Annotated in this window: 27 protein-coding genes and 1 pseudogene; 19 read left to right on the forward strand and 9 right to left on the reverse strand. The window is 37.0% G+C overall.

Annotated elements, in window-relative coordinates; translation table 11 throughout:
* Both V6259_RS17475 and V6259_RS17480 read left to right on the forward strand, forming a co-directional pair.
* Nucleotides 1-203 (forward strand): hypothetical protein (locus tag V6259_RS17475; RefSeq protein ID WP_341585619.1); only part of this gene is annotated, 203 nt, incomplete at its 5' end.
* A 72-nt stretch (nt 204-275) separates the two neighbouring features.
* Complete coding sequence (locus V6259_RS17480) at nt 276-593, forward strand: hypothetical protein (protein ID WP_341585620.1); 318 nt, start codon at nt 276-278, stop codon at nt 591-593.
* Nucleotides 594-995: 402 nt separating this feature from the next.
* Here V6259_RS17480 and V6259_RS17485 read toward each other — a convergent pair whose 3' ends face one another.
* Nucleotides 996-1,928, reverse strand: coding sequence for an aromatic alcohol reductase (locus V6259_RS17485; RefSeq protein ID WP_341585621.1), 933 nt, complete (start codon nt 1,926-1,928; stop codon nt 996-998).
* Nucleotides 1,929-2,042: 114 nt separating this feature from the next.
* Here V6259_RS17485 and V6259_RS17490 point away from each other — a divergent pair, with 114 nt between their 5' ends.
* Nucleotides 2,043-2,939: a LysR family transcriptional regulator gene (locus tag V6259_RS17490; RefSeq protein WP_341585622.1), complete on the forward strand. Its 897-nt coding sequence runs from the start codon at nt 2,043-2,045 to the stop codon at nt 2,937-2,939.
* A gap of 274 nt (nt 2,940-3,213) precedes the next feature.
* Here V6259_RS17490 and V6259_RS17495 read toward each other — a convergent pair whose 3' ends face one another.
* Complete coding sequence (locus V6259_RS17495) at nt 3,214-3,627, reverse strand: RrF2 family transcriptional regulator (RefSeq protein ID WP_341585623.1); 414 nt, start codon at nt 3,625-3,627, stop codon at nt 3,214-3,216.
* 153 nt (nt 3,628-3,780) lie between these two features.
* Between V6259_RS17495 and V6259_RS17500 the strand changes: the two genes are divergently transcribed.
* The gene (locus tag V6259_RS17500) at nt 3,781-4,683 is read left to right on the forward strand and encodes an NAD(P)/FAD-dependent oxidoreductase (protein WP_341585624.1); all 903 of its coding nucleotides are present in this window, start codon (nt 3,781-3,783) and stop codon (nt 4,681-4,683) included.
* A 393-nt stretch (nt 4,684-5,076) separates the two neighbouring features.
* Here the strand turns inward: V6259_RS17500 and V6259_RS17505 are convergent, their stop codons facing one another.
* Entirely contained in the window at nt 5,077-5,421 is a 345-nt protein-coding gene (locus V6259_RS17505) for a hypothetical protein (protein WP_445928516.1), read from the reverse strand.
* Nucleotides 5,422-5,882: 461 nt separating this feature from the next.
* Here V6259_RS17505 and aepX point away from each other — a divergent pair, with 461 nt between their 5' ends.
* The 11 genes from aepX to V6259_RS17560 are packed head-to-tail and all read left to right on the forward strand — an operon-like array spanning nt 5,883 to nt 16,816.
* The gene (gene aepX, locus V6259_RS17510; protein ID WP_341585625.1) at nt 5,883-6,737 is read left to right on the forward strand and encodes a phosphoenolpyruvate mutase; all 855 of its coding nucleotides are present in this window, start codon (nt 5,883-5,885) and stop codon (nt 6,735-6,737) included.
* A gap of 50 nt (nt 6,738-6,787) precedes the next feature.
* A complete protein-coding gene (locus tag V6259_RS17515) occupies nt 6,788-8,119 on the forward strand; it encodes an LLM class flavin-dependent oxidoreductase (RefSeq protein WP_341585626.1) in 1,332 nt (443 codons plus the stop codon).
* Between the two features lie 40 nt (nt 8,120-8,159).
* Entirely contained in the window at nt 8,160-9,302 is a 1,143-nt protein-coding gene (locus tag V6259_RS17520; protein ID WP_341585627.1) for a homocitrate synthase/isopropylmalate synthase family protein, read from the forward strand.
* Nucleotides 9,295-10,524 carry a 3-isopropylmalate dehydratase large subunit gene (locus tag V6259_RS17525; protein WP_341585628.1) on the forward strand — a complete coding sequence of 410 codons (1,230 nt, stop codon included), beginning with the start codon at nt 9,295-9,297 and terminating at the stop codon, nt 10,522-10,524. The genes V6259_RS17520 and V6259_RS17525 overlap by 8 nt, the downstream gene beginning before the upstream one ends.
* A 3-nt stretch (nt 10,525-10,527) precedes the next feature.
* Nucleotides 10,528-11,037: a LeuD/DmdB family oxidoreductase small subunit gene (locus tag V6259_RS17530; protein ID WP_341585629.1), complete on the forward strand. Its 510-nt coding sequence runs from the start codon at nt 10,528-10,530 to the stop codon at nt 11,035-11,037.
* Nucleotides 11,027-11,800, forward strand: a complete 774-nt coding sequence (locus V6259_RS17535) for a class I SAM-dependent methyltransferase (RefSeq protein WP_341585630.1) — start codon at nt 11,027-11,029, stop codon at nt 11,798-11,800. The genes V6259_RS17530 and V6259_RS17535 overlap by 11 nt, the downstream gene beginning before the upstream one ends.
* Before the next feature lie 12 nt (nt 11,801-11,812).
* Entirely contained in the window at nt 11,813-12,256 is a 444-nt protein-coding gene (locus tag V6259_RS17540) for a GNAT family N-acetyltransferase (RefSeq protein WP_341585631.1), read from the forward strand.
* 2 nt (nt 12,257-12,258) lie between these two features.
* A complete protein-coding gene (locus V6259_RS17545; protein ID WP_341585632.1) occupies nt 12,259-13,437 on the forward strand; it encodes an ATP-grasp domain-containing protein in 1,179 nt (392 codons plus the stop codon).
* Nucleotides 13,434-14,567, forward strand: a complete 1,134-nt coding sequence (locus V6259_RS17550) for an ATP-grasp domain-containing protein (RefSeq protein WP_341585633.1) — start codon at nt 13,434-13,436, stop codon at nt 14,565-14,567. The genes V6259_RS17545 and V6259_RS17550 overlap by 4 nt, the downstream gene beginning before the upstream one ends.
* 13 nt (nt 14,568-14,580) lie before the next feature.
* Entirely contained in the window at nt 14,581-15,792 is a 1,212-nt protein-coding gene (locus V6259_RS17555) for an MFS transporter (RefSeq protein WP_341585634.1), read from the forward strand.
* Between the two features lie 28 nt (nt 15,793-15,820).
* Nucleotides 15,821-16,816, forward strand: coding sequence for a hypothetical protein (locus V6259_RS17560; RefSeq protein ID WP_341585635.1), 996 nt, complete (start codon nt 15,821-15,823; stop codon nt 16,814-16,816).
* Nucleotides 16,817-17,099: 283 nt separating this feature from the next.
* Here the strand turns inward: V6259_RS17560 and V6259_RS20065 are convergent, their stop codons facing one another.
* Complete coding sequence (locus tag V6259_RS20065) at nt 17,100-17,309, reverse strand: helix-turn-helix domain-containing protein (RefSeq protein WP_445928517.1); 210 nt, start codon at nt 17,307-17,309, stop codon at nt 17,100-17,102.
* A 359-nt stretch (nt 17,310-17,668) separates the two neighbouring features.
* Between V6259_RS20065 and hisG the strand changes: the two genes are divergently transcribed.
* Nucleotides 17,669-18,511, forward strand: a complete 843-nt coding sequence (hisG, locus tag V6259_RS17565; protein ID WP_341585636.1) for an ATP phosphoribosyltransferase — start codon at nt 17,669-17,671, stop codon at nt 18,509-18,511.
* Nucleotides 18,512-18,682: 171 nt separating this feature from the next.
* On the opposite strand, the pseudogene V6259_RS17570 reads toward hisG, so the two are convergent.
* A pseudogene (locus V6259_RS17570) lies at nt 18,683-19,078 on the reverse strand (IS5/IS1182 family transposase); the annotation flags it as partial.
* A gap of 67 nt (nt 19,079-19,145) precedes the next feature.
* Between V6259_RS17570 and V6259_RS17575 the strand changes: the two are divergent.
* A complete protein-coding gene (locus tag V6259_RS17575) occupies nt 19,146-19,529 on the forward strand; it encodes an MbcA/ParS/Xre antitoxin family protein (RefSeq protein ID WP_341585637.1) in 384 nt (127 codons plus the stop codon).
* Between the two features lie 67 nt (nt 19,530-19,596).
* Here the strand turns inward: V6259_RS17575 and V6259_RS17580 are convergent, their stop codons facing one another.
* On the reverse strand, nt 19,597-19,896 hold the full coding sequence (locus tag V6259_RS17580; protein WP_341585638.1) for a hypothetical protein: 300 nt from the start codon (nt 19,894-19,896) through the stop codon (nt 19,597-19,599).
* 170 nt (nt 19,897-20,066) lie between these two features.
* On the reverse strand, nt 20,067-20,444 hold the full coding sequence (locus tag V6259_RS17585; protein WP_341585639.1) for a hypothetical protein: 378 nt from the start codon (nt 20,442-20,444) through the stop codon (nt 20,067-20,069).
* A 213-nt stretch (nt 20,445-20,657) separates the two neighbouring features.
* Here V6259_RS17585 and V6259_RS17590 point away from each other — a divergent pair, with 213 nt between their 5' ends.
* Nucleotides 20,658-20,843, forward strand: coding sequence for a hypothetical protein (locus V6259_RS17590; RefSeq protein WP_341585640.1), 186 nt, complete (start codon nt 20,658-20,660; stop codon nt 20,841-20,843).
* Here V6259_RS17590 and V6259_RS17595 read toward each other — a convergent pair.
* Complete coding sequence (locus tag V6259_RS17595; RefSeq protein ID WP_341585641.1) at nt 20,840-21,058, reverse strand: hypothetical protein; 219 nt, start codon at nt 21,056-21,058, stop codon at nt 20,840-20,842. The two genes, V6259_RS17590 and V6259_RS17595, sit on opposite strands and share 4 nt — an antisense overlap.
* Before the next feature lie 763 nt (nt 21,059-21,821).
* Here V6259_RS17595 and V6259_RS17600 point away from each other — a divergent pair.
* The gene (locus V6259_RS17600) at nt 21,822-22,082 is read left to right on the forward strand and encodes a hypothetical protein (RefSeq protein ID WP_341585642.1); all 261 of its coding nucleotides are present in this window, start codon (nt 21,822-21,824) and stop codon (nt 22,080-22,082) included.
* On the opposite strand, the gene V6259_RS17605 is transcribed toward V6259_RS17600, so the two are convergent.
* Nucleotides 22,079-23,229, reverse strand: a protein-coding gene (locus V6259_RS17605; protein WP_341585643.1) for an IS3 family transposase whose coding sequence is annotated in 2 segments (ribosomal slippage) — nt 22,079-22,992 and nt 22,992-23,229 — 1,152 coding nt in all. Because the reading frame shifts where the segments join, the coding sequence is not laid out codon by codon here. The genes V6259_RS17600 and V6259_RS17605 overlap by 4 nt on opposite strands.
* Nucleotides 23,230-23,242 lie beyond the last annotated feature (13 nt).

Below are 23,242 nucleotides of genomic sequence, written 5' to 3' on the forward strand. Positions count from 1 at the left end.
CGCTCAGTGACTTGTTTAACGGCTTCAATTTTGAACTCATCGGTATAACGTTTTCCACTCATAATTCACCTCATTTTTACCTATTATTATATAGCTATGAGATGTCTATGAAAGTGGGTCCATACCAGGCAAAAGCGGACCCTGACTTTATGACAGACCGGAAAAATATTATTGAAGATACGGAACGATTTGATCCAGATTAATAGAGCTTTTATCCAGTTACCGCTAAAGGTCAATCCTGCTTGAATCTATCCTAGCAAACACAGGGAAATGAAATGTTAGTGACAAACGAAATAACACAAATGGCCAAAGCTATACTAACCCAGTTACCTATTCTGAATGGTATATCAAACTCTGATGAGCACCAACAAGCCATCATACTTTTAGAAGACTTGATAGAGCACTATGATGATAACCTGATCATTATTGAGGCTTTGAGCAATGTTATTACACGGTATGAAGATGGGGCAACAGAGTTTAATGCTTTCAATAAACGACAAATAGCTATAAATCCAAAAACTGCAATGCTAAAAGATCAGTCAATAATGTGGCTGGTTTATCACTTTTCTATCACTAAACAAGATAATCACTGAGGAACGTCCGGTTTCGTATCTTTGTTAACATTAAGCTAGTGATCATTAGAGACTTCTTCAACTAGCCAGAAGTGGACGTTCATCATCTACAATGTGCACAATGCAAGACGCGGCCCTAAATATCCCAACATCAACCGAAAACCTTTTCATGTCAAAATTGTTTAATACCTCATTTAATCTGTAGCAAAATTAATTCAGAGAGACTTGCGCTGAAAAGTTCAGCTCAATTGCAAAGCTAATTGTTGAACGAACCTAGACCTGATCAACTTTAAAAGCATCTGATTCATCACAATAAGTGAAGCAAAAGTAAATATGCTAAGGCCAGTTTAATCGGCCCTAGCTGTTCAAGTTACTGAATTGGGTAACTCATGATCAAGGGAGTAATACAACTGTAATAAATAATTAGCTTATATGAGTATTCATCCATTGCTCAGTATCTTGAGTTTCAATTCCTTTTTTAAAATTGTATGTTTTCTCCATGTTCCACCACATGCCATCACCAAGAGCAAATGCTGCTCGATACCTTAGCATTTGGTCATCAGGTTTTTTAGTCAGCTCACTTTGCAGGCTCTCTAAACTGAGGACATTGCGTGCGATAGGCTTATTACTGATGCTATCAACTAGATTAGCTAATTCACCATAACTAATAGTATCGCCGGCAACAAATACGACTTCATTAATGATTCGTGGTGATTCTAATAATATTTCAGTGGTTAGCTTACCAATATCTTCAGGGCTGGTGACCGTGACTTTATTATCCCAACCACCGAGTGCATTGATATACCCCTCTTCTAGGTTGACTGCATCAAAAGCGGGTTCGAATAGAAAACTCGTAAACATTCCTGTAGAGACAATGACCCACTCTGTACTTTGCTGCTGACGTAAAATAGATCTAACCTCATACTGTTCATCGAATACCGGTTGACCACTTCCTATACCTACAACGTCATAATCTACACCAAACTGCCATGGGAAGTACCGCGCAACACCCGCTTCAATAACTGCTTGGGTAATTTTCGTCTGAGTACCAAGTCCAGCAACAAAACCGCTGCAATTGATAACAGTATTAAACTCAGAAAAAAAGGCAACTAACGCTTCATGACTAATATTACTTAAATCAAAAGCCTTAAATTTCATCCCTTTTGCTGCAAACTTCTTTAATGACTCGTCAACTGGTGTTGCTTCATCTTCGATGGAACCAGGAGCAACTAAAACAGTTATGTCCCCACCTAATGCAGACACTCTAGGATGTAAAGCATTAAGAACCGCTAGACCAAGCTGACCAGCTCCCATAACAAGTATTTTTGATACATCTACGTTTAACTTGTGATTCATAAAATCGTTTATCTCCATTAATTGTTTCGAGTTAGAGTGTAATTTAGATTTATTTCTGTGATAATAGCCAATTATAGGTTGGACTATTCTTTATTATGGGATAATGGAGGGGTAATGGATCGTTTTGAAGGTATGAAAGTATTTGTGCAGGTCGTAGATACAAAGCATTTCGGTAAGGCAGCAGAAGCACTGAATATGCCTAAATCAACTGTATCCAGAATTATAAAGGAGATGGAAGACTATTTAGGGGTAAAGTTGTTGCAGCGAACCACACGTAAGCTTAGTGTTACACCTGACGGTGAGAGCTATGCAACACAATGCCGACATTTACTCGCGGAAATATCAGCAATAGAATCAAATTTCCCAAATAAAGCTGGAAAGCCAAACGGTAGGCTGAAGGTTAGTATGCCGACGTCCTTAGCGCATCATTCTATTTTACCCGAAATTAGCCAGTTTATTGATAAATACCCAGATCTTGAGCTATTACTTTGTACAAGTGATAAGAATGTAGACTTATTTCATGATGGCTACGACTGTGTCATTCGTTCTGGAGAAATTGAAGACTCAACATCGCTCGTTGCGCGTCCACTTATTACTTCAACTTGGGTTGTTGTCGCATCGCCAACCTATATCAAACACTATGGAAGACCCGAAAATTTAGATGAGTTAAATAAGCATCATTCTATAGGCTACCTTAGCCAAAGCTCTGGCCGTTCGATTAGTTGGCACTTTGTTGATAACGAAGAAAACGTCAAGGTTAAAATGCAGGAAACACTGAAGGTTAATGATACTGATACTTTCATAAACTGTGGGTTGCAGGGCTTAGGTTTGATTCGCATCGCTAGCTATTTAGCACAACCCTATATAGACAATGGTAAATTTATACCAGTTCTTGAACAATACCAGTCTCCGGTTATACCTCTATCCCTCGTTTACCCTCAAAGCAAGCATTTAAATCCGTCATTTCGAGTTTTCGCTGAATGGATTCAATCTATTTTAACTAAGGTTTAACAATTTAATTGTTCATTTTTAATCATTTAAAATCGAGGAAAAGTTTATTTAGGTTTAAACAGCTAATATATGCCAACGTCTGAGCGTCCGTAGATCGCTCTAAGCTGCTAGTGGCGTATTGTCTCTGAACGATCACTTTAATACGATAGCTGACGTTAGAATTGGTTTATCTAGCAACAAGTAATCCAACTAAGCAGTCATTAGTCTTTTTTAAATATAGATAAAATAGTGTATTACATCTAATGTGCTTTTCAATTAAAACCCCAAACACATATCAAGTATTAAAATCTTTAGCTAGCATAGCTAAACTGATATCACCAAAACGTTTTAGCAATAATGCTTCTGCAGCTTCGAGTGCACTAGCTAATTCTCTATTTACGGCTTCTTCAATAAGACACTCTGTATGCTCATCACCTAACCCTATGGTAAATACAGAACTTTCACCTAACGCATTGTGAATATCCAACAAAGTTATATCTTCTAGTGCCACATTTAAACGCCACCCACCACCATGACCTTTTAAAGAAGTAACATAGTTATGCTCACGTAAACAGCCCATTGTACGTCTTACCACAACTGGGTTGGTATTGAGTATCGTTGCTATGTGATCAGAGGTTGCAGCTTCTTCCATGTGATCCATGTGGATCAAAATATGAAGCATTCGTGATAGTCGGCTGTCTTTTCTCATAAAACTCAATCATTTTTAATTTTTTACTTAGCAAAACTATATCACTAAAATGAGCATCACGAAACTTTTGATGTTTCATGTGTTGACTTTATCAACTCATGTAACTTAATATGTTTCATGAGTTGGGTTTATGTAAAAAAAACGGAGAATTATATGCAACAAGATGTCATTATTATTGGTGGTAGTTTTGCAGGGATTTCAGCTGCAATGCAATTGGTTCGTGCACAGCGCAAGGTTACCGTGGTCGACGGTGGTAAACCACGAAACCGTTTTGCGGAACATTCTCATGGTTTTTTTGGCTTAGATGGTCATAGTCCAAAAGCAATTAAACAAAAAACATGGCAACAATTACTGGCTTACAACACTGTAAACATTGTTGAAGCAGAGGTAACTGGCGTGGTTAAAGTAAATGATGGCTTTACCGTTAAAATTAATAATCAAAGTGAATTAAGCTGCAAAAAATTAATCATCGCCACAGGGTTAAAAGATGTATTACCTGATATAAAAGGAATTAAATCGCGCTGGGGGAAAACGGTTGTGCATTGTCCTTATTGCCATGGTTACGAATTACGAAATCGTGAATTGGGTGTTATCGCAACAAGCCAAATGTCCTTACATCAAGCAGGAATGACCCCTGACTGGGGTGTAACTACTTACTTTTCTCAGGGTGAGTATTTACCAGATGCTGAACAGAAAATATTTTTACAGCAACGTGGGGTAATATTTGAAGATACACCTATTGTAGAAATCCTAGGAGATGGTGTTGACGTATCTAGTGTAAAACTAGCCGATGGTCGCCTTATAAAAATAGGTGGTTTATATGTTGGCCCTAAAACGTTTATGGCAAGTCCCATTCCTGAAACATTAGGTTGTGATTTTAGTGAAGGCCCTTTAGGGGCGGTAGTTGTCACTGATGATTTTAAACAAACTACAATTGCAGGGGTTTTTGCCGCTGGCGATATTGCTAATCCAATGCAAAATGCGACCTTTGCTTCAGCTTCAGGTGTAATGGCGGGTGTTGGAGCTCATCATCAGTTAATTCAAGAGCTGAGATAAAAGGATTGATGATGAGTAATAAGTCAGAATTTTGGGAAAATAACTTTAAAGCCAAACAGAGCATGTGGGGATTTGAGCCTTTTAACTCAGCTCGGTTAGCACTTGAGTTATTTAAAAGTAATAATTCAAACAGCGTTCTGATACTAGGGTTTGGTTATGGTAGAAATGGCAAAATTTTTTATGATTTAGGTAGCCGCGCTAGGCCAGATGCAGGGTGCGTTTGCTGTGAGAGGGGGTTTCTTGCCCCATTTTGGTGTTGGGTTTTGTTTTGTTATTGTGCGCTTTAGTGAGAGACATTAAATTTCAAAGAGGGGTGTTGAGAATAAAAAAAACAGAGCAGGCAACTGATCTGGTTTTCGTAGCGTTTGGTGAATTGCGTCTTAGTTTTTGAGACTAAGAGGGCATTTTCGCCATACGAAGGTAAGGCAGTACCGCGTTTACTTCGCCAAATTTTTCTTTGGCCTGTTCGTCATTTAAGGACAGAGCCACGATAACGTCTTCTCCAACGGTCCAGTTGGCTGGCATGGCAATCGGTACGCCGTAGCTTGCTTGTAGAGCATCCAGTGCACGCAACACTTCGGCAAAATTACGTCCCACAGACATTGGATAAGTCATGGATAATTGCAGCTTCTTGTCTGGGCTAATGATAAATACCACTCGCACGCTGGCTGAGTTTGCCGCGGTGCGACCATCGGGCAAGTAAGCATCGGCAGGTAGCATATCAAGAGCTTTTGACACCGTTAAGGATTCATCTGCGATGATCGGAAAGCTGGCTTTGGCACCAGAAATAGACTCAATGTCTTTTTTCCATTCTTTAAGTTAATGGCAACTTAGTCGACTGTGAGTTCTGTAAGATACTCTATTCAAAGATGTTTAAACTCTCCTTCCTGTGCCAATAACAGAAAATACCAGATGGGAAAAACATATGTTTTTTGCCATATTAACAAAAAAAGTAAAAAAAAAAGATTTTTAATACGTATTATGAGATCTTTCCTGACAAAAAAATTGCAATGTAATTTTTTTGTAATATGTTTATTTTTTGTTGACTTCATATATCGACAGATGTACTTCTTTAAGAAAGCTTTTCAGAAATATTTATTTTTACAAGATGTTAATAAAATATGTTCGCCTAAATTAACAGGTTATTTCTTGTTTTTGTAATGTAACCATATTTTTGAAACATTCACGGGAGAAGTATCATGCAAAAGAAATTATTAAGCCATAAAAAAAACCTTTTTTTCATAGAAGCTCATAGCCCGCTTTCTGCACATATTATTGACTCAATAAATATACCTGATAATGAAGGTTTTCCTTTGAGTTTTGATGGTATTTGGTCTAGTTCCCTATCTGACTCAGCTCTTAACGGATTTCCAGATACTGAGTATCTAGATCTCCGCTCTCGTATTAAACATGTTCATGACATGATGGAGTTTACTTCCAAACCTATAATTTTTGATGCTGATACCGGAGGAGACATCCCTCATTTCGAAAAAAATATTAGAATGATGGAAAGAATCGGTATTTCTGCCGTTATTATTGAAGATAAGACGGGGCAGAAAAAAAATTCTTTATTTGGTAATAGTGTCTATCAACAGTTGGAAGATATTAATGTTTTTTCTGAAAAAATTATGGCGGGTAAAAAATCTCTAAAATACAATGATCTACAAATATTCGCCAGAATAGAGAGCCTAATTGCTGGTATGCCAATGGATGATGCTTTGACACGAGCTGAGAGATATGTTCATGCTGGCGCCGATGGAATAATGATTCACAGTTGTAAAAAAAGTGCTGATGAAGTTATTTGTTTTGCTCATCAATTTCGTAAGAAATTTCCTTTCATTCCTTTGATCTGTGTACCAACCACTTATTTAGATACACCACCCTCATGGCTATTTGATGCTGGCTTTAATATTATTATTTATGCAAACCATCTAATTCGTTCTTCCTATAAAGCAATGGAAGATACCGCAATACAACTATTGAAGACTGGTATGGCTTCTGATGTTGAGTCCAAATGTGTGGAGGTAAAAAAAATATTGAATGCATTTGAATAAATAAACATCAGGTAGCGTGTTGACTAATAATGTATTAAGGAGTGATATATATGAATAAGCCTAAACACATGGTTTTAGGAGCTTATATTTCCTACGGTACAGGACATCATCCAGCGGCTTGGCGTGATGCAAGAGTTGCTGCAGATGGAGCTCAAAATATTGATCGTTATGTAGAATTTGCTCAAGAAGCAGAGAAAGGACTGTTTGATTTTATTTTTCTATCAGATACTCCATCTGTATTCAGAGATGATCTAAATGGATATGGAAGTCGAGTTGTTGTATTTGAGCCTCTTACTTTACTTTCCTCCCTTGCAATGGTGACTACTAATATTGGCTTGGTTGCAACGGCATCAACAACTTATAAGCCTCCCTACGATATTGCTCGTGAGTTCGCATCTTTAGACTTAATTAGTAAAGGAAGAGCTGCATGGAATTTAGTTACATCTTCTAAATCAGATGCCGCATTTAATTATGGTCTTGAACAACATCCAGAGCATGCAATTCGTTATCAAAAAGCCGCTGAGGCATTCAAAGTTATTACTGGACTTTGGGATAGTTGGGATGATGATGCTTTTTTAAGAGATAAGTCCAGCGGTATCTTTTTTAACAAAAATGGTATGCATGAGCTGAAACATGAAGGAGAGTTTTTCTCTGTTCGTGGGCCCCTAAATATTTCTCGGCCTCCTCAAGGATATCCAATCATTGTACAAGCAGGCTCATCTGAAGCTGGAATGGACTTAGCAGCAAAAACGGCAGAAGTTGTGTTTACTGCTCAAACAGATATGTCACTAGCTCAAGATTTTTATTCGCGCTTAAAAAATAGACTGGCTAACGTTGATCGATTAAATAAGGATGTTTTAATTATGCCAGGAATTTGTCCATTTACAGCTAAAACTGAGTCTGAAGCAAAAGAAAAGTTTGATCAATTTCAGGAACTAATTCATCCAAAATTTGGTTTATCAATGTTATCAGATCTGCTTGGAGGTATAGATCTAAGTGGATTTTCACTAAATGAGCCTTTACCTTCTTTACCAGAATCAAATGGAAATACTAGCCGTCAAAAGCTAATTGAAAGATTTAATAAAAATGGCCCTTTAACACTTGAGCAACTTTATAAAAAAGTCATAATTTCTCGTGCCCATTTCAATATTATCGGATCATATAAGCAAGTTGCAGAAGAGATGATGTCATGGTTTCAATCACAAGCTTGTGATGGTTTTAATGTAATGCCTCCAAGTATGCTTGGCTGTTTATCTGATTTTGTTTCGGGTGTTATTCCTGAACTTCAAAAAATGGGCGTGTATAAAAATGAATATAAGAAAGGTACATTAAGGAATAAGTTGGGGCTAAAAAGACCTAATAGTTCTTATATTAATGTGTGAAATAAACGTGTAAAAAATACTAAAACATAAGGGTGATGATATGATTAATCAAAATATTATTTTAGAAGATACTACTTTAAGAGATGGCGAGCAGGCTCCTGGTGTTGCATTCTCTCCAGAGAATAAAGTTCGTATTTTTAATGCTTTGGCCGATGCTGGTGTTAAATGGATTGAAGCTGGCATTCCTGCAATGAAAGGAAAAGAAGTAATTGCTCTGAAGGAAATTTTAGAGCGAAAACAAGAAGTAAATATTATCGGTTGGAATAGAGGTGTCCTTGAGGACATCAAATATACAACTTCTTTAGGATTTAATGCTATACATATTGGCTTACCTACATCCGATATTCATTTAAAGCATAGTGTTGGAAAAAGTAAGTCTTGGTTATTAAAGTCTGCTACAGACTTAGTTAAATATGCTAAGGATAAAGGATGTTTTGTTTCCATTAGTGCTGAAGATGTTGGCCGAACAGATATAAATTTCCTCCAAGAATACGCTATTGCTGTACATGAAGCTGGTGCTGACCGTCTTAGGTTATCCGATACGATTGGGATTTTAAATAGCGTATCTTATGCATCTAAGGTAAAAGCTGTTTCGGATGTTTGTGCAATTGATACACAATGCCATTGTCATAATGACTTTGGCCTTGCTGTTGCTAACACATTAGCTGGCTTAGAAGCTGGGGCTAAATACTTCCACTGCTGTATCAATGGTATAGGTGAACGGGCAGGTATGCCTGACTTAGCCCAAACGGTAATGTCATTGAGAGAGCTTTATAGTGTTGATACTGGCATTGACGCTTCTCATTTAACAAGTCTGTCTCATCTTGTTGCAAATGCCTGTAATCAACAGTTGCCACCATGGCAACCCATTATCGGTTCTAATGTCTTTGCTCATGAATCTGGTATTCATACTAAAGGGATGCTAAAAAACAGCCGTACCTTTGAGCCTTTTTCTCCCGATATCGTTGGAAATAGTCGTAAGCTTTGTATCGGTAAACATTCTGGAAGAGCTGTTTTACGATACTTTCTTGAAGATCAAGGTGTTTCCATTGCCGAAGAAAATATTCTTGAAGACTGTTTAGCAAGAGTTCGTGATTTATCAATCGAAAAACAGGGAGAGGTCACACCAAAAGAGTTACTTAACATTTACAACACATTACTACAGGAAGTTAACTATGTCTGAGTTAGCCCCCCTTGTAAATCAAATTATTGCCTCTCATTCGGAGGGGCAATCTGTCCGTGCGGGTGAACTTGTTACTGTTGATGTTGATAGGGTTTATGTGCAGGATGGAAACTCACCAACCATTGCAAGCTTATTCGATAAGTATAATTTTAATAGTGTTTTTTCCAAAGAGAGGGTGGGGTTTTTTTTCGACCATTCTGTATTAGTGCCAAATAGCATTATGTCAGATCGTTTAGTCGAAGCTCGGGCATTTGCAAATAAACTGGGCATACAGGTATTCGAGCAAGGAGAAGGAATTAGTCATGTGCTTGCAATTGAGAACAAATGGTTCCGGCCTAATAATATCGTACTAGGAGCGGACTCTCATACTTGTACTGGAGGAGCTGTTCAAGCTTTGGCTCTTGGTATGGGGGCATCCGATGTTGCTGCCGCAATGGTTACTGGTAAAACTTGGCTGAAAGTTCCAGATACCGTATGGATAACGACGAAAGGTAAGTCTAACAAGCATGTACGATCACGTGATCTTGTTTTTCACCTATTATCCAAATATGGGCAGAGTCCATTTCTTTATAAATCTATTGAATGGTCTGGCGAATGGATAGAGGACTTATCAATGGATGCGGCTTGTAGTTTAGCAAGTTTAGGGGTTGAACTCGGTGCAAAATGCATGTTTTTACCTCCTAATAAGGAATCTGAAGATGACATGTCTTTAATCGAAGTATTGGATTCCGACAAGGAAATTGTTGTCAACATGGAAGAAATTGAGCCTGTGATTTCAATGCCACATAACCCAAAAAATGTTGTTCCTCTAGGGCAAGCTGCAGGCACGAAAATAGATTATGTCTTTGTAGGCAGTTGTACTAATAGCAGACTTGAAGATTTAGCCGATGTCGCAAAAGTTCTCAAGAATAATAAAGTTCATTCTCAAGTGCATTTTATTATCTCTCCTGGGTCCAAGGATATATATATAAAGGCTCTTGAAAAAGGATATATCAAATGTTTCATCGAGTCTGGGGCGATAGTATCTCCTCCTGGTTGTGGGTCATGTGTTGGAACACAAGGTACTATTCCTGCTAGTGGTATGAATGTACTGAGCACTATGAATCGTAACTTTAAAGGAAGAATGGGAAATCCTGATGCATTTATTCACTTATCCACACCGATAATTGCAGCAAAAGCTGCGACTTTAGGAAGAATACCAACCCTATTGGAGTTACCTTAAATAATGTTAACTAATCTTAGAGTTAGAAATATCTCTGGTGATGTCTCTACGGACGATATCATACCTGCTAAATATAAACATATGTATACAGAACCAGAACAATTGGCTCCTCACATATTTGAAAATTTTCGCCCAGGCTTTGCTGAAACTGTTCATAGTCATGATTTTATCGTTTGTGATGGTATATTTGGTATAGGTAGCTCTAGAGAGCAGGCGGTGAGTTCAATGCTAGCGAAGGGGATTAAAGCGGTTATTGCTCCTGAATTTGGTAGAATTTTCTACCGTAATGCATGGAATTTAGGGTTAATTGCTATTCAGATTCAAAAGTGTGAGCTTAGTGAATATGAAGAAGTAGAAATTGATTTAATAAATGGCGTATTAACCAAAGGTAATAAAATATATTCATTCCTTCCACCTTCAAACTTTATGATAAAAATATTAGAAGTCGGCGGAATTCTTAATTATGTTAGTCATAATATGCAACAAAAAAAGGATTATCATTATGAAGATTAAGCAAGAGAAAAATGAAAAATTTGATGGATTGGCCGAGGACTATGACCGCAATAGACCTCGTTATCCTCTCGCTTTATTTCAGATACTTTTAGCTCCTTTTCAGGATCGTAAAAACCTAACAGTTGTTGATGTTGGTGCCGGTACAGGGATTGCTTTGGAATCTATGGTTGATACCTTAGGGGAAGCACATCAGTACCATGCTATCGATATCTCCTCAGACATGATTGAACATGGGAAAAAGAAATTTCCGCATGTCAACTGGCATAAAGGCAAAGCTGAAGACGTTGTTTTAGAGCTTTCTAGCATTGATTTGGCTGTCTCAGCGCAGTCTTTCCAGTGGATGGATCGACCAAGCTTAATGGCTGCAATTGATAGTCGGCTTAATACGGGGGGGGCTTTTGCTGTTCTTCAAAACAATCGGCATTTTGAAAAAAGTGATTTTCTAGATGCATATGAGTCTCTTTTGGAGGATATGAGTTCTGGATACTCTCGTTATTATAGGAAGTTTGATTTTTTGCAGGAGATGAAAGACTGCTTTGGGGAAAAGAGTGATATAGCTTTACATTCACATGACTGGCTTATGACGATTCCATCTGATGCTTTTATTGGTATGAGCCGTTCTTCCACTCAAGCTCAGAGGGCAATTTCTGTCCATGGCCAAGTATTCACTGAGCAGCTATCTGAGCTGATAAGTGAATATGAAAAAGACGGAAAATTGGAAATACTATATCACAGTGAGTTATTTATATTCACTAAAATCTAAAAGAAGATGATTTTGAAATCGATATTATTTCGCCCTGCTGATTTTTATGATGCTGAAGATATTTATTACATTTTGAACAATAGTTTTGCTAGATTTTCTATACTGTTTAAACCGTCAGCATTAAATGTAAGAAAAAATGATATTCATGAAAGGATTTCTGATTGGTGGGTTATGTCTTTGAATAATAAAGATATTGGTTGTGTTAAGGCTTATATAGAAGAGGATTATTTTACTTTTTGTTACTTAGCGATTAGAGAGGATTATCAGAGAAAAGGTTTTGGTAAAAAAATGGTTAAATTTCTTATGCTAGAAGCACAGAAAAAAAACATTAATGTTATAAAAATTGTGCTTAGAGATTCTTTGGCTTGTAACTTACGTTTTTTTACTGAGCTAGGTTTTTTAAAACGAATTCCTTTTAATTCTAAAGGTCATCACATATACGAAATAAGGATATAATCTTGAATGATATAAAATATATCTTGTTTTTAGGTTTTCGAAAATCACTGGTTAATAAGGCTTTGTCTCGTGGTTTTACGCCCATTGTGCTAGTTAAAAAAGTGAAAAAAGGATTAGAAAATTTAAAATATTACATTGTTAATGATCTTGAAGATGCCCAGGAAATATTAAGACTGATCTCTTCTTTTAGAGATATATCCTTATATGGTGTGGTGACTGGTCATGAGCAGGGAGTGTTTACTGCTGCTTTAATAAGATCTTGCTTTGGATTACCGGGCCCAAAGTCCTACTATGACCTCCTCAATTTTAGAGATAAATATATTCAAAAAACACTGGTTAAAGACATATGGCAGTGTGCAAAGTGTATATATGTAAAGCATGATATGTTGTATGACGATATAGTTTCATCTCTAGGGCATCCTTTTATTATAAAGCCAGCTAATGGGGCAGGAAGTAAAAAAACACAGATTATTTCTAACGAGAATGAATTCAAACTATTTATACAAAACTATGGGGATATTTCTGACTTGGCTATAGTGGCCGAATCTATCATTTATGGACAAGAATACTGTGTTGATGGTTTGTGGAAAAATAATGAATTAGTCTGGTTTGTTATTTGTAAATATAACAGCAATGTGATTAATTATCATCAAGGTAAAGCAGTTGCTGTACAAACTCTATCTCATACTGAACATGCAAATTTATATAGTGATACTTCTAAGCTTATTTTAAGTGTCATGCGCTCTCTTAAAGTAGACACGACTGTTTTTCATTTAGAATTTTTTGATACAGACACTGGTTTGGTATTTAGTGAATGTGCTTCTCGAATTGGAGGAGGGTTGATACCAGAAATTATAGAAATGAGCTATGGAATTGATTGGTTTGATATTCAATTTGAATATTGTTTAGGTTTGAAAATAGATCATAAGTTACCTATGAATCTTATTCAGCCTCATGCTTTCATTTATCTACAAAGTCACTCTAGCTTTTCTCAAACGGAATCAGATTATCGAAATAAATTTAAACCTAAAGATATTGATTTTTCATCAAAAGAGAAAGAAAACCAACCTGGTAGCTATAAAAACTCGGGTTATATCATTGTTAATGATGATTCTTTTGAAAAGTTAGATCGTAAAGTTAGGTCTATTGCTACATTTAATGAAACAGGAGTTTTTGTGTGAAAATTCGAGTTTTATTACTGGATAAAGAGAGTTCCAAATTATATGATTTAATAGGCCGTCCTGACTGTTCTAATTTTTATTTTATTTTACATAAGAACACTGATGTTTTAGATGAAAATGAAAACCCTATCGGTTTTTCTTATGAACCTAAAACATTGCTCTACCTAGATTCGCTAATGTGTACAACGCCTTTTGATTATATTATAGCAAGCTCTGAAAGTCATATTCAATTTGCTGGATTGCTTCGTATGAGGTATGGTTTGACCTCTGGTATTAATGCTTCAATTAGTGCTTATGTTTCAAACAAACTAGCTATGAGAAGGCGTCTCAAAGGAAACGTTCCGTTTCCTGAATTTTGGAACAGTGGAGAGTTTTTAGAAAGGGCTCTCTCTGGGAATCGAGACTTACTTCCTGATGAGGTTGTTATTAAACCGATTTATGGTTCAAATAGTACTGGTGTTGTTAAAAAGACCTTAGAAGAGGCTGTAATATATTTAAAAAATAATAAGGGTATTTATATTGTTGAGGAGTTTCTTTCAGTTGACGTTGAACTACATTGTGATGGGTATTTTGTAGATGAAAGTTTAGAGTTTTTTTTGGTTTCTAGGTATGCTAGACCTTGGCTTAAAAGTGGAACCTTATCTAATGCTAACATTCATCTTCCAATGATTGACTATCGTTATAATAAAGCCAAAAAAATTGTCATTTCTGTTTTAAAAGAGCTTGGGCTTAAACAAGGCGTTTTTCATATTGAATTGTTTGAAAAGCAGGGTGATTTATATTTTGGAGAAATCGCAATGAGGCCTGGTGGTGGTGGAATTACGGAATCTATTAGTTATTTTTTTAATGTTGATATGTGGGACATATATGTAAAATTAGCGCTTTCTTTAGATGTAAATATAAAAAAACCAGAAATTATGGATTCATCATATTGTGGCTTAATTGGTTTGTCGAAAAAGGATTCTTTGAAACGACATTCGTTAAAGTTGAACCCATTTTTTTCTAAAATAATAACGTTAAGAAATAATAAAGAAAATAGAAGTACAGGCAGCTTGGTATATCATGAATGGATGTTTTTTTCTTGCGAAAATGAAAATGAAGTTCTAAATGAATTTTCGAGACTAACATGATCGGTTGTGGTCTATGAAAGAGATGTTTTTATTTAAAAATAAAAAAAACATATATTATCAACTTCTGATATTTTTCTTTTACACAGGTAGTGGTATATATTCTGTAACTGCAATATGGTTTACATATAGCTTAACAAAAAGTCCATTGGTCGTTAGCTTGATAATTGTTGCTGGTTATCTACCTTCTGCCATTGCTGGCTTTACTTTTTCTAAGGTGATTTCAAAAGGAGATCCATATAAAAAAATTCAAATAGGATCCCTAATTATGGTGCTATCCATGATTTTATTAATCTTTATGCTAGTCAGTCTGAGTAGCAATAAGTTGATAAGTCTTTCTATTATCTCTATAACACAAATTTTGTTATCGCTTATAAAACTATTTAATCAGTCATCATTCTCCTTACTCGTTAAAACAGTTTTCAATAAGGAAGAGGGTAAAAAAGTAATAGAAATCGCCTCTTCAAATAGACTTGTATCCTTGTCTATTGGTGCTAGTATTGCAGGTATTATATTGAATTTAGAAACTTTTTACTTAGAGCCAATTATTTCATGTTTCATGTTCTTTTGCTCCATTTTTTCAGTCTTAAAACTTAATAAAGTCACTAGGGATCCTTTATTCGTCAAACTTAAGGGTGAAGGAAAAATAACTGATAGAAATTATAAGGTTTCTTTTTTTTCTGACAAAACTCTACAAACACTTATATTATTTTCTATATGTAGCAGTGGAACACTACAATATCTTAATGCAATATTAGCACCTTTAGCAGACAGCATAGTGGAGAATAAACCAGTATATTTCTCACTGCTCGATGTGTTATGTATGGTAGGTGGTTTCATTGCCGGTGTTCTTTTGTCAACAGAAAAGGTAAAGAGTCGATTTATTTTAGATTATGGTTTTTTAATTATTGGTATAGTTTCGATTCTTCTGGCTTTTATTCATTCAGCGTATGGTGTGGCTATATTAGTTTTTATTCTTTCGTTGATAACAACAGCTCATATTATTTGTATGCAGGTAAAAACAAATCAGATACCTCTTAATGAACAAGTTTCTGAATATGCAATATTTAGAAATGCGTCTGGGTCTATTATAAAAACAACTTTTTCAATTTTAGCAGGTATTATAACAACTTATTTTAGTATCCAATCAGCATGGATCGCTTTGTCATTTATATCTATATTGTTTTTTGTTATATGGAAGATTTTCACGCCTGACTGGCATGGCTAGTTTTAACTTATAAAGGTGTTTTAATAAAATGAATGATCTAGAAAAAGAAATACGTATAAATATTGTTAAACAAGCATTATTGCTTAATCGAAAAAACAATAAGCTACAGCAACTATTTGGTTTGGATTCTAAAACAGTAGAACAGTTTTTGACGGCTTCTCGTCTTATTGTCACTTTGCCTCATGCTAGCCCAAATATTTTTTTTCCAAAAGTGTCTGCTAGCTGGTATGCAAGACACCTACAAAAATATGATGATTCAGTATTCCATCTTAGAGTTGTACTAAGTCATAATAATTTTGGTGATCTAGGATGGCGACCTTATGCTTGGTGGTATCTGGATAAAAATAAAATTGTTAGAAAAGCTTCTCTTTTCACAAGAAACAAAAAAAAGAAGCACGTCACAGTACTTTCTCAACCACCTATTGAAAAAATTGATGCTATTGATATGAGTGAGTTTGATAGGTCGTTATCTTTCTTAGCTTCTGGGTGTATCAATCGAGCATGGTCCTATATTACCATTATGACAAGTATAGAGAGAGCCGCTGGACTATCTTTAGAGAATAAAACTTTATATATAACATTTGATCAGCTTATTATGGCTATCCGACAATGTAAAGAAAGCTCAATTACACAAAAAATAAATCAGTTTTTAAGTACTAGGCAAGCTAGATGTCTATCATCTTCTGGGGAGTTACAGCCATGTGATTATAGCTCTAACTCGACGATATTGTATGATAATCCTACGAATATAGCTCTACTATCTATTTTAGGTGTTAAAGGGGTCATTGGCGGCCAAAAAATGAAAAATTACTGGCCTGAAGTTGCTTTCTGTGAAGAGGCTTTAGGGACTCAAAAATCGCCTATGCGTGTACTACTTATCCCAGAAGATAATCAAATTTCTCAGAGAGTTGAACCATCAAGCGATATATTAAATCAGCTAAGTGAACATGGTATTCCATATTCTCAAGGAATTGCTTTGTCTGAGCATGGAAGTTTTGCAAAATTTATTGATCCCTTCTATTAACCCAGCGGAGGTTTATATCGTAAGCAATGGGATAGACTCACCCTCACCTCTAGGGATCGAGCATAATTTGTTCTTTTTTAGCCAAACAATAATTGAGCACGATAATCATCACTCCAAGTGGATTTTTCAGCTTCTGCCTTTGACTCGGTGAATCATCATTACCATTAAAAATAAACGAAAAGCCTGTGGCTGGGATGATGAGTATCTATTCAAGGTCATGGGGTTGATTAAATAATGTTCATGCGTTTGCCCTGATGGTAACCATTCACCAGCCCTTATTGATTTATTGAATCGACAATGATTCGTCTGACTTATATAATTGGTTCCTATGGATAAGGTCTCTATACCAACGACCAACGGTGTCAGTATGGACTCCAGTCACTTCTGAAATGTCTTTAAACAAGAAACCTTTATCACGCAGTTTGACAACTTGTTTTCGTAGTCTAGCAAGCTCTGAAGTGGGCAGTTTTCGGGGGTCTATTTTTTCGTTCATTTGGTAATTATATCAGATGATTCTTGCCGCCGGGTTAATATGACGAAGAACAGCATATTGTCTTGGTAAGCTGATTTCTAATCTTCATAAGAGGTGCTTCTCTGCGTTTGTTTTGGTAATATCGATCCGGAAGAACACTTTTTTATTTTTAGCCTTTTAGCAAGATAAGGAATAGAAAAATACGAATAATTTATCGTATAATTTCATATGGAAAAAAAACTGCTTTTAGGGCCCTGCTAAATGTTAATTGGTGATGCTCTTTATATTACTTAAGAGCTATTTATACCCATGTATATTATTTAGTGTCAGGAGTTTAATACTTTTCTTAAACAACATAGTTTCTTTATACGGAGTTCATAATGATTAGAATGGCCTTACCCAACAAAGGTGTTTTGTTTCAACCTTGTATCGATCTACTTGAATCATGTGGGTACAGCGTTAAAAAGCCTACCAAGGGATTGTTTTTCTTTGATAAAAAAAACGATATAGAATTTTATTTTCTTAGAGCAAATGATATCCCTATGTATCTAAGTAAGGGAATAATAGATATTGGTATTACCGGGAAAGATTTTCATAGTGAAAAAAAGAGTAACGCTAAAGAAATAATAGATCTACCGTTTGGTCATTCAAAGCTTTGTATTGCTGCTATGCAAGAGTCAAGTATAGACAAGCGTAGTGATATATCCGGTCTTAGAGTCGCTACCTCTTTTCCCTGCATAGTGAGTGATTACTTTCAAGATGACAATATTGAGATCGTTGAGCTAGAAGGGGCTGTTGAAATATCAATTAGCCTTGGTCTGGCTGATTGTGTGGTTGATATTGTGGAAACAGGAGCAACATTAAAATCCGCTGGGTTAAAAATCGTGTCCGATCCTATTTTTGCTTCAAATGCCGCTCTTTATTCTACACCTAACCCACGTGATCCGCACAATATTGATATGATTGTCAGTAGAATACTTGGCCGACTTATAGCGTTAGATTATCAATTAGTTGAATATGATGCACCGCAAGAAATAATAGATCTAGCTTGTGAGTTAACCCCAGGCTTTGAGTCTCCAACCATTACTCAGTTGAGAAATAAACATTGGTACTCGGTTAAATCAATGGTTAAGAAAGACGAAGCTCATCAAATACTTGATAAACTGAAAAAACTAGGCTGTAAAGCAATACTACTTACTAATATAGAAATGGCCAGAATTTAAACTATTTTCAAGTGAGTCGTTGACTGTTATTAAATTTTAGGTATTTAAACTAGTCGACCCTGAATAATGGCGTTTCAGGCAAGAAACGCCATGCTATTTTCGGGTCTTTCCAGTGGCAAAATTATTTTCAGCCATAATCTCCTTAAAAAGTCGTCCCTGAATAATGATGTTTCAAGCAAGAAACGCCATTCTATTTTTAGGTCTTTCCAGTAGAAAAGTTATTTTCAGCCATAATCGCCTTAAAAATGGCCCAAAATATGGGGCGCAATAAAGCCACTTCAGTAGCTTACGCAGGTTCTGACCACAGGCACTTAAGATCACGTTGACTGCATCGCCTAGTATACCTTTTAGGAAGCATCGTCTGAGTTTTCCATCCGATTTGAGGTGCCCTATGATGGGCTCTACGCTATTTCGTCTTCCCATCCATGGCTTCTCTTTCTTTGGTACACCACGTTTTTGACCTGCAACCAACACCTTAATATCGTCTTCGCCCGATCCTTTATACCCTCTATCAACAAAACAGGTTTCCGGTTTTTTTCCTGTTAAGGTTTCAACTTGTTGAAGTTGTGGTATGGACCCAGTTTCCTAGACAGTTAATCATCATTGTACTTATCAGTCATGTTAAGGGAGAGATATGAGCACTAAACGAAAAAATCATGCTGAAAAATGTATTGATATTCATGATATTGAGAACAGTCTTGATCGTGTTATGAATGATTCAAAAGGCAGTCCAGTTGTTGTTATGAAGGACGGTAACCCAGTATTTTACTGTGTTCCCGCTGACACATATGCGGCAATTTTAGAATTAGTTGATGCATCTGAAATGAGAGAGTTGAATGAAAGAGTTCATCAATTGGGTCTAGAGCTGTTTGGTGACGAAGACAAATGGAAATCATGGATTAAAGCACCTGCACTAGCGTTAGGTGGTAAGTCACCAGAGTCGATTATGGCTACTAAAGAAGGAATAAATAGAGTAAGAGATCTTATAGGGCAGATTAGCCACGGGGTTGTTGTTTAAATTAGCTGTGTAGCGATCAGATAGATTGCATATAATTACACGTTGGATTTTATTGCTTGTAACGAACTCAGACCTGATTTGTATTGTTTAGGCCCTGATCCATCAAGACTGTTAGTGTTGCCGTCGTTTGATTGATAGCTGTCTGTCGTTTATTGAAATCATCAAACTCTGCTGCCTTATCCTCATACCGTGCAATGACATTGCTTAAGGCTTCAATAATTATCAGGTTTTCGTCATAGTGCTCTAACAAGTCTTCTAAAAGTATAAGGGCTTGTTGGTGCTCATCAGTGCTCGATATGCCATTCAGAATTGGTAACTGGGCTACTATCGCTTTGGCCATTTGTGTTATTTCGTTTGCCACTAACATTTCATTTCCCTGTGGGTGCTAGGATAGATTCAAGCGGGGTTGACCTTTAGTTCTTAGACGGTAACTGGATAAAAGCTCTATTAATCTGTATCAAATCGCCCAGTATCTTCAATAATATTTTTCCGGTCTGTCATAAAGTCAGGGTCCGCTTTTGCCTGGAACGGTTGATTCTACTTTCCGTTCGCTTCCTGTGAGATTTTATGAGATCGAAAAAAAAAAGGTAGCTCTAACTCATTGAGTTGATCTATTAGGGCTTCAGCGAGTTCGTGATCCACATTGAGAAACAGCTCATCTGCGTGAGCTGTATGTGAATCTAGCCCTTCAAGTAGTTCTGCTTCACTTAGTCGATTGTCATTTACTTGGCTTTTCGCCTGCTTAATCATAATTCTGTTTCCCTCGGCGCAGGCCTCGATATGTGACCAGCCATTTTTAGCCGCCATATCACGAATCATACCAATTAATTCTGCTTGAGCCTTTAGGCTCAGTGCTTCCTCCTCGTTTGCAGCCACTACTTCAAAAATGCTTGAAAACTTGATTGATGCCATCATCTCACACCTTAAAATATCATCGATTGCTGATATGTAGTATAGCTGAGAAATGCCTACAAAAGTGGGTACATACCAGGGGGGCGCGATATTGCTGGTGCGCTTTTGTCACGATGCCCTGAACACGTTGGTATTGCTGGGTTTAACACAGTGCGAATCTGTCACGATGTTGCTGGTTAAACCTCTCTAAAGCCTCGCTTCAATGTCTGTGCGCTTTTGTCACGATGCCCTGAACACGTTGGTATTGCTGGGGTTGAAGCTGTGCGAATCTGTCACGATGTTGCTGGTTTAACCTATCTAAAGCCTCGCTTCAATGTCTGTGCGCTTTTGTCACGATGCCCTGAACACGTTGGTATTGCTGGGGTTGAAGTTGTGCGAATCTGTCACGATGTTGCTGGTTAAACCTCTCTAAAGCCTCGCTTCAATGTCTGTGCGCTTTTGTCACGATCCGCAGAAGTCGTTGGCGCTGCTTGGCGTAGGCTCAGCAGTTTTCGTAATTGATCCTGTAAAACTTCAATGTTGTTAGCCACGAGGTGTTGATAATCAACAGGGATACATGGAATATCGTGAAAACAAACAGACTCTAAGTTTGCGAGAATTTGTTGTAATTGGGTCATGATTTGCGTGCTAAAGCTAAGTAATTCTAGGTAGCAGTATTACTGAGCGTGTTGGAGGCAGTGTGATGGTTTACTGAATAAGGTACACATGACATATGCTGTGAATGCATGCTACTAAAGGGCTGGAGGAATAGTATGCTACAATTAATAGGTCAACGATAAAGTTGTAAAGTTTGCTGATAAAAACGTGGTTTTTTTACGTAATACTTAACTAAAACTGAGATTTTGTTTTTATGTTATTGTTATGTATAGGGTTATTTATTTTGGTTTGCAATTTAGTAAGCACAATTTGACGGTTACTAGAGATAAGATTTTGTTAAGTTATAGTTTTTAACTAATAGAATCAGTGCCTTGTAGAAAGTTTACAGATGAATTTCAATATTTCTGTAAACTTTCTTTTTACTCATTTTTCACTTATGATGTACCTTGTTTTTTTGTCATGTTTAGTCTCATTTGGGGATCGTTGAGTGAAGATTGAAAGAATTAAGATGTCAGGTGGTGAGAACTATTCAGTCCTATTGGGTAGCGATGGCTTGCCTATGCCATATCCCAATTTGTTCGTGACTTTACATCATCGAAATAAATCTGATGCTAGCAATACCTGTTACATCGCCTTTGAGCACCTACGATACTTTTATGAAATTTGTAGTTTTCTCAATATTGATTTAGTTGAAATGTGTAGGAGCGGAGACTTTCTAAAAAAGAAGGAAATGGAAACCATCGCCAAGTGGGCTAAAAGTACAGTGAAAGTTTTCGCGAGCATGTGGCAGTTCATAAAGCAAAAAACATAATAGTGTTATCCCCCCAAAAAAATAAGTTAGAAACAGCTAGGGCGACATCAGTCATTGACCATCGTGGCGATATTGAGTCTTCTACAGCCTATAACAGCCTAACAACATTCTCTAAGTACGCTGGATGGTTAGAGCAGGAATTTTTTCCATCTAAAAAGTCAACGACAGAACAAAAATTACAGCAACTTCGACCAAGAAAGTACAGCCCAAATAGTATGTACCCAGTTTCCTAGACAGTTTCTAGCTCCGTAAAATATCGCTTCTCATATTGCAGTGGCGATAATCCATTATTTGATCCATGGCGTCGCTTTGGATTATAAAAGCATTCGATATAATCAAAAATCTCTGAACGAGCATCACTTCTTGTTTTGTAGGTTCGATTGCGCACTCTTTCTTTTTTTAACAATGAAAAAAAGCTTTCCGCAACGGCATTATCATGGCAGTTACCACGACGACTCATACTGGCTTCAAGATTATTATCTTCTAAGAAGTTGTGCCAATCTTTCGAGGTATATTGTGCTCCCTGATCTGAGTGTACCAATACTTTTTCTGTTGGTCGTCGTCGCCAAATAGCCATGACTAAAGCGTCAATGACTGATTCTGCTGTGACCCTTGATCTCATTGACCATCCTACGACCAATCTAGAAAATAGATCAACAACGACGGTCACGTAAAGCCAGCCTTCTTTTGTCCGGATGTACGTAAAATCGGTTACCCATACTTGATCTGGTTCTGAGACAATAAACTCTTTATTTAACGTATTCGGGGCTGTATTACGTTCAGACCCACGATAAAAAACAGGGTGGCGTTTGTAGCCTATTAGCGATTTTAGACCCTCGCGGCGCATCACCCTTAGCACACGATTCTTCCCACAAGACTTACCTTCTCCTTTTAGGTCTTTGGTGATATTGCGGTAGCCGTAAACACAACCACTCTCAAGCCAATACGTTTTAATGTTGATGGCAAGTTCATCATCTTCTTGCTCTCGTCGACTTTTTGGACAGTCCAGCCAAGCGTAAAAAACATTCCTATGGACTTGCATTGTTCGACACAAGACAACAATGGGATAGTCGTGGAGCCGTGATTTTATGAACGTGTACTTTTCTTTGACTCCCCGGCAAAGTACACGGCGGCCTCCTTTAGAATGTCCCTCTCTTCGGTCACCCGTTTAAGTTCAGCTTTGAGCCGCTGGATCTCTAACTGAGCGGAATCTTCCATTTTTCTGCTCGCTTCAGGCTTGCTGTATCGGACAATCCAATCATGCATACTTTTGTAGCTAACGCCAAGTCGCTCAGCCACTTCTGCAATTTTGTAGCCGCGCTCTGTGACTTGCTTAACGGCTTCAATTTTGAACTCATCGGTATAACGTTTTCCACTCATAATTCATCTGCTG

It is taken from the genome of Marinomonas sp. TI.3.20 (assembly GCF_038155025.1).
Taxonomy (GTDB): domain Bacteria; phylum Pseudomonadota; class Gammaproteobacteria; order Pseudomonadales; family Marinomonadaceae; genus Marinomonas; species Marinomonas flavescens.

What these genes read in the sequence shown, in the direction of transcription:
- V6259_RS17480 (WP_341585620.1), top strand. Translation starts at nt 276, where the DNA reads ATGTTAGTGACAAACGAAATAACACAAATGGCCAAAGCTATACTAACC.
- V6259_RS17485 (WP_341585621.1), bottom strand. Translation starts at nt 1,928, where the DNA reads ATGAATCACAAGTTAAACGTAGATGTATCAAAAATACTTGTTATGGGA.
- V6259_RS17490 (WP_341585622.1), top strand. Translation starts at nt 2,043, where the DNA reads ATGGATCGTTTTGAAGGTATGAAAGTATTTGTGCAGGTCGTAGATACA.
- V6259_RS17495 (WP_341585623.1), bottom strand. Translation starts at nt 3,627, where the DNA reads ATGAGAAAAGACAGCCGACTATCACGAATGCTTCATATTTTGATCCAC.
- V6259_RS17500 (WP_341585624.1), top strand. Translation starts at nt 3,781, where the DNA reads ATGCAACAAGATGTCATTATTATTGGTGGTAGTTTTGCAGGGATTTCA.
- aepX (WP_341585625.1), top strand. Translation starts at nt 5,883, where the DNA reads ATGCAAAAGAAATTATTAAGCCATAAAAAAAACCTTTTTTTCATAGAA.
- V6259_RS17515 (WP_341585626.1), top strand. Translation starts at nt 6,788, where the DNA reads ATGAATAAGCCTAAACACATGGTTTTAGGAGCTTATATTTCCTACGGT.
- V6259_RS17520 (WP_341585627.1), top strand. Translation starts at nt 8,160, where the DNA reads ATGATTAATCAAAATATTATTTTAGAAGATACTACTTTAAGAGATGGC.
- V6259_RS17525 (WP_341585628.1), top strand. Translation starts at nt 9,295, where the DNA reads ATGTCTGAGTTAGCCCCCCTTGTAAATCAAATTATTGCCTCTCATTCG.
- V6259_RS17530 (WP_341585629.1), top strand. Translation starts at nt 10,528, where the DNA reads ATGTTAACTAATCTTAGAGTTAGAAATATCTCTGGTGATGTCTCTACG.
- V6259_RS17535 (WP_341585630.1), top strand. Translation starts at nt 11,027, where the DNA reads ATGAAGATTAAGCAAGAGAAAAATGAAAAATTTGATGGATTGGCCGAG.
- V6259_RS17555 (WP_341585634.1), top strand. Translation starts at nt 14,581, where the DNA reads ATGAAAGAGATGTTTTTATTTAAAAATAAAAAAAACATATATTATCAA.
- V6259_RS17560 (WP_341585635.1), top strand. Translation starts at nt 15,821, where the DNA reads ATGAATGATCTAGAAAAAGAAATACGTATAAATATTGTTAAACAAGCA.
- V6259_RS20065 (WP_445928517.1), bottom strand. Translation starts at nt 17,309, where the DNA reads ATGAACGAAAAAATAGACCCCCGAAAACTGCCCACTTCAGAGCTTGCT.
- hisG (WP_341585636.1), top strand. Translation starts at nt 17,669, where the DNA reads ATGATTAGAATGGCCTTACCCAACAAAGGTGTTTTGTTTCAACCTTGT.
- V6259_RS17575 (WP_341585637.1), top strand. Translation starts at nt 19,146, where the DNA reads ATGAGCACTAAACGAAAAAATCATGCTGAAAAATGTATTGATATTCAT.
- V6259_RS17580 (WP_341585638.1), bottom strand. Translation starts at nt 19,896, where the DNA reads ATGTTAGTGGCAAACGAAATAACACAAATGGCCAAAGCGATAGTAGCC.
- V6259_RS17585 (WP_341585639.1), bottom strand. Translation starts at nt 20,444, where the DNA reads ATGATGGCATCAATCAAGTTTTCAAGCATTTTTGAAGTAGTGGCTGCA.
- V6259_RS17595 (WP_341585641.1), bottom strand. Translation starts at nt 21,058, where the DNA reads ATGACCCAATTACAACAAATTCTCGCAAACTTAGAGTCTGTTTGTTTT.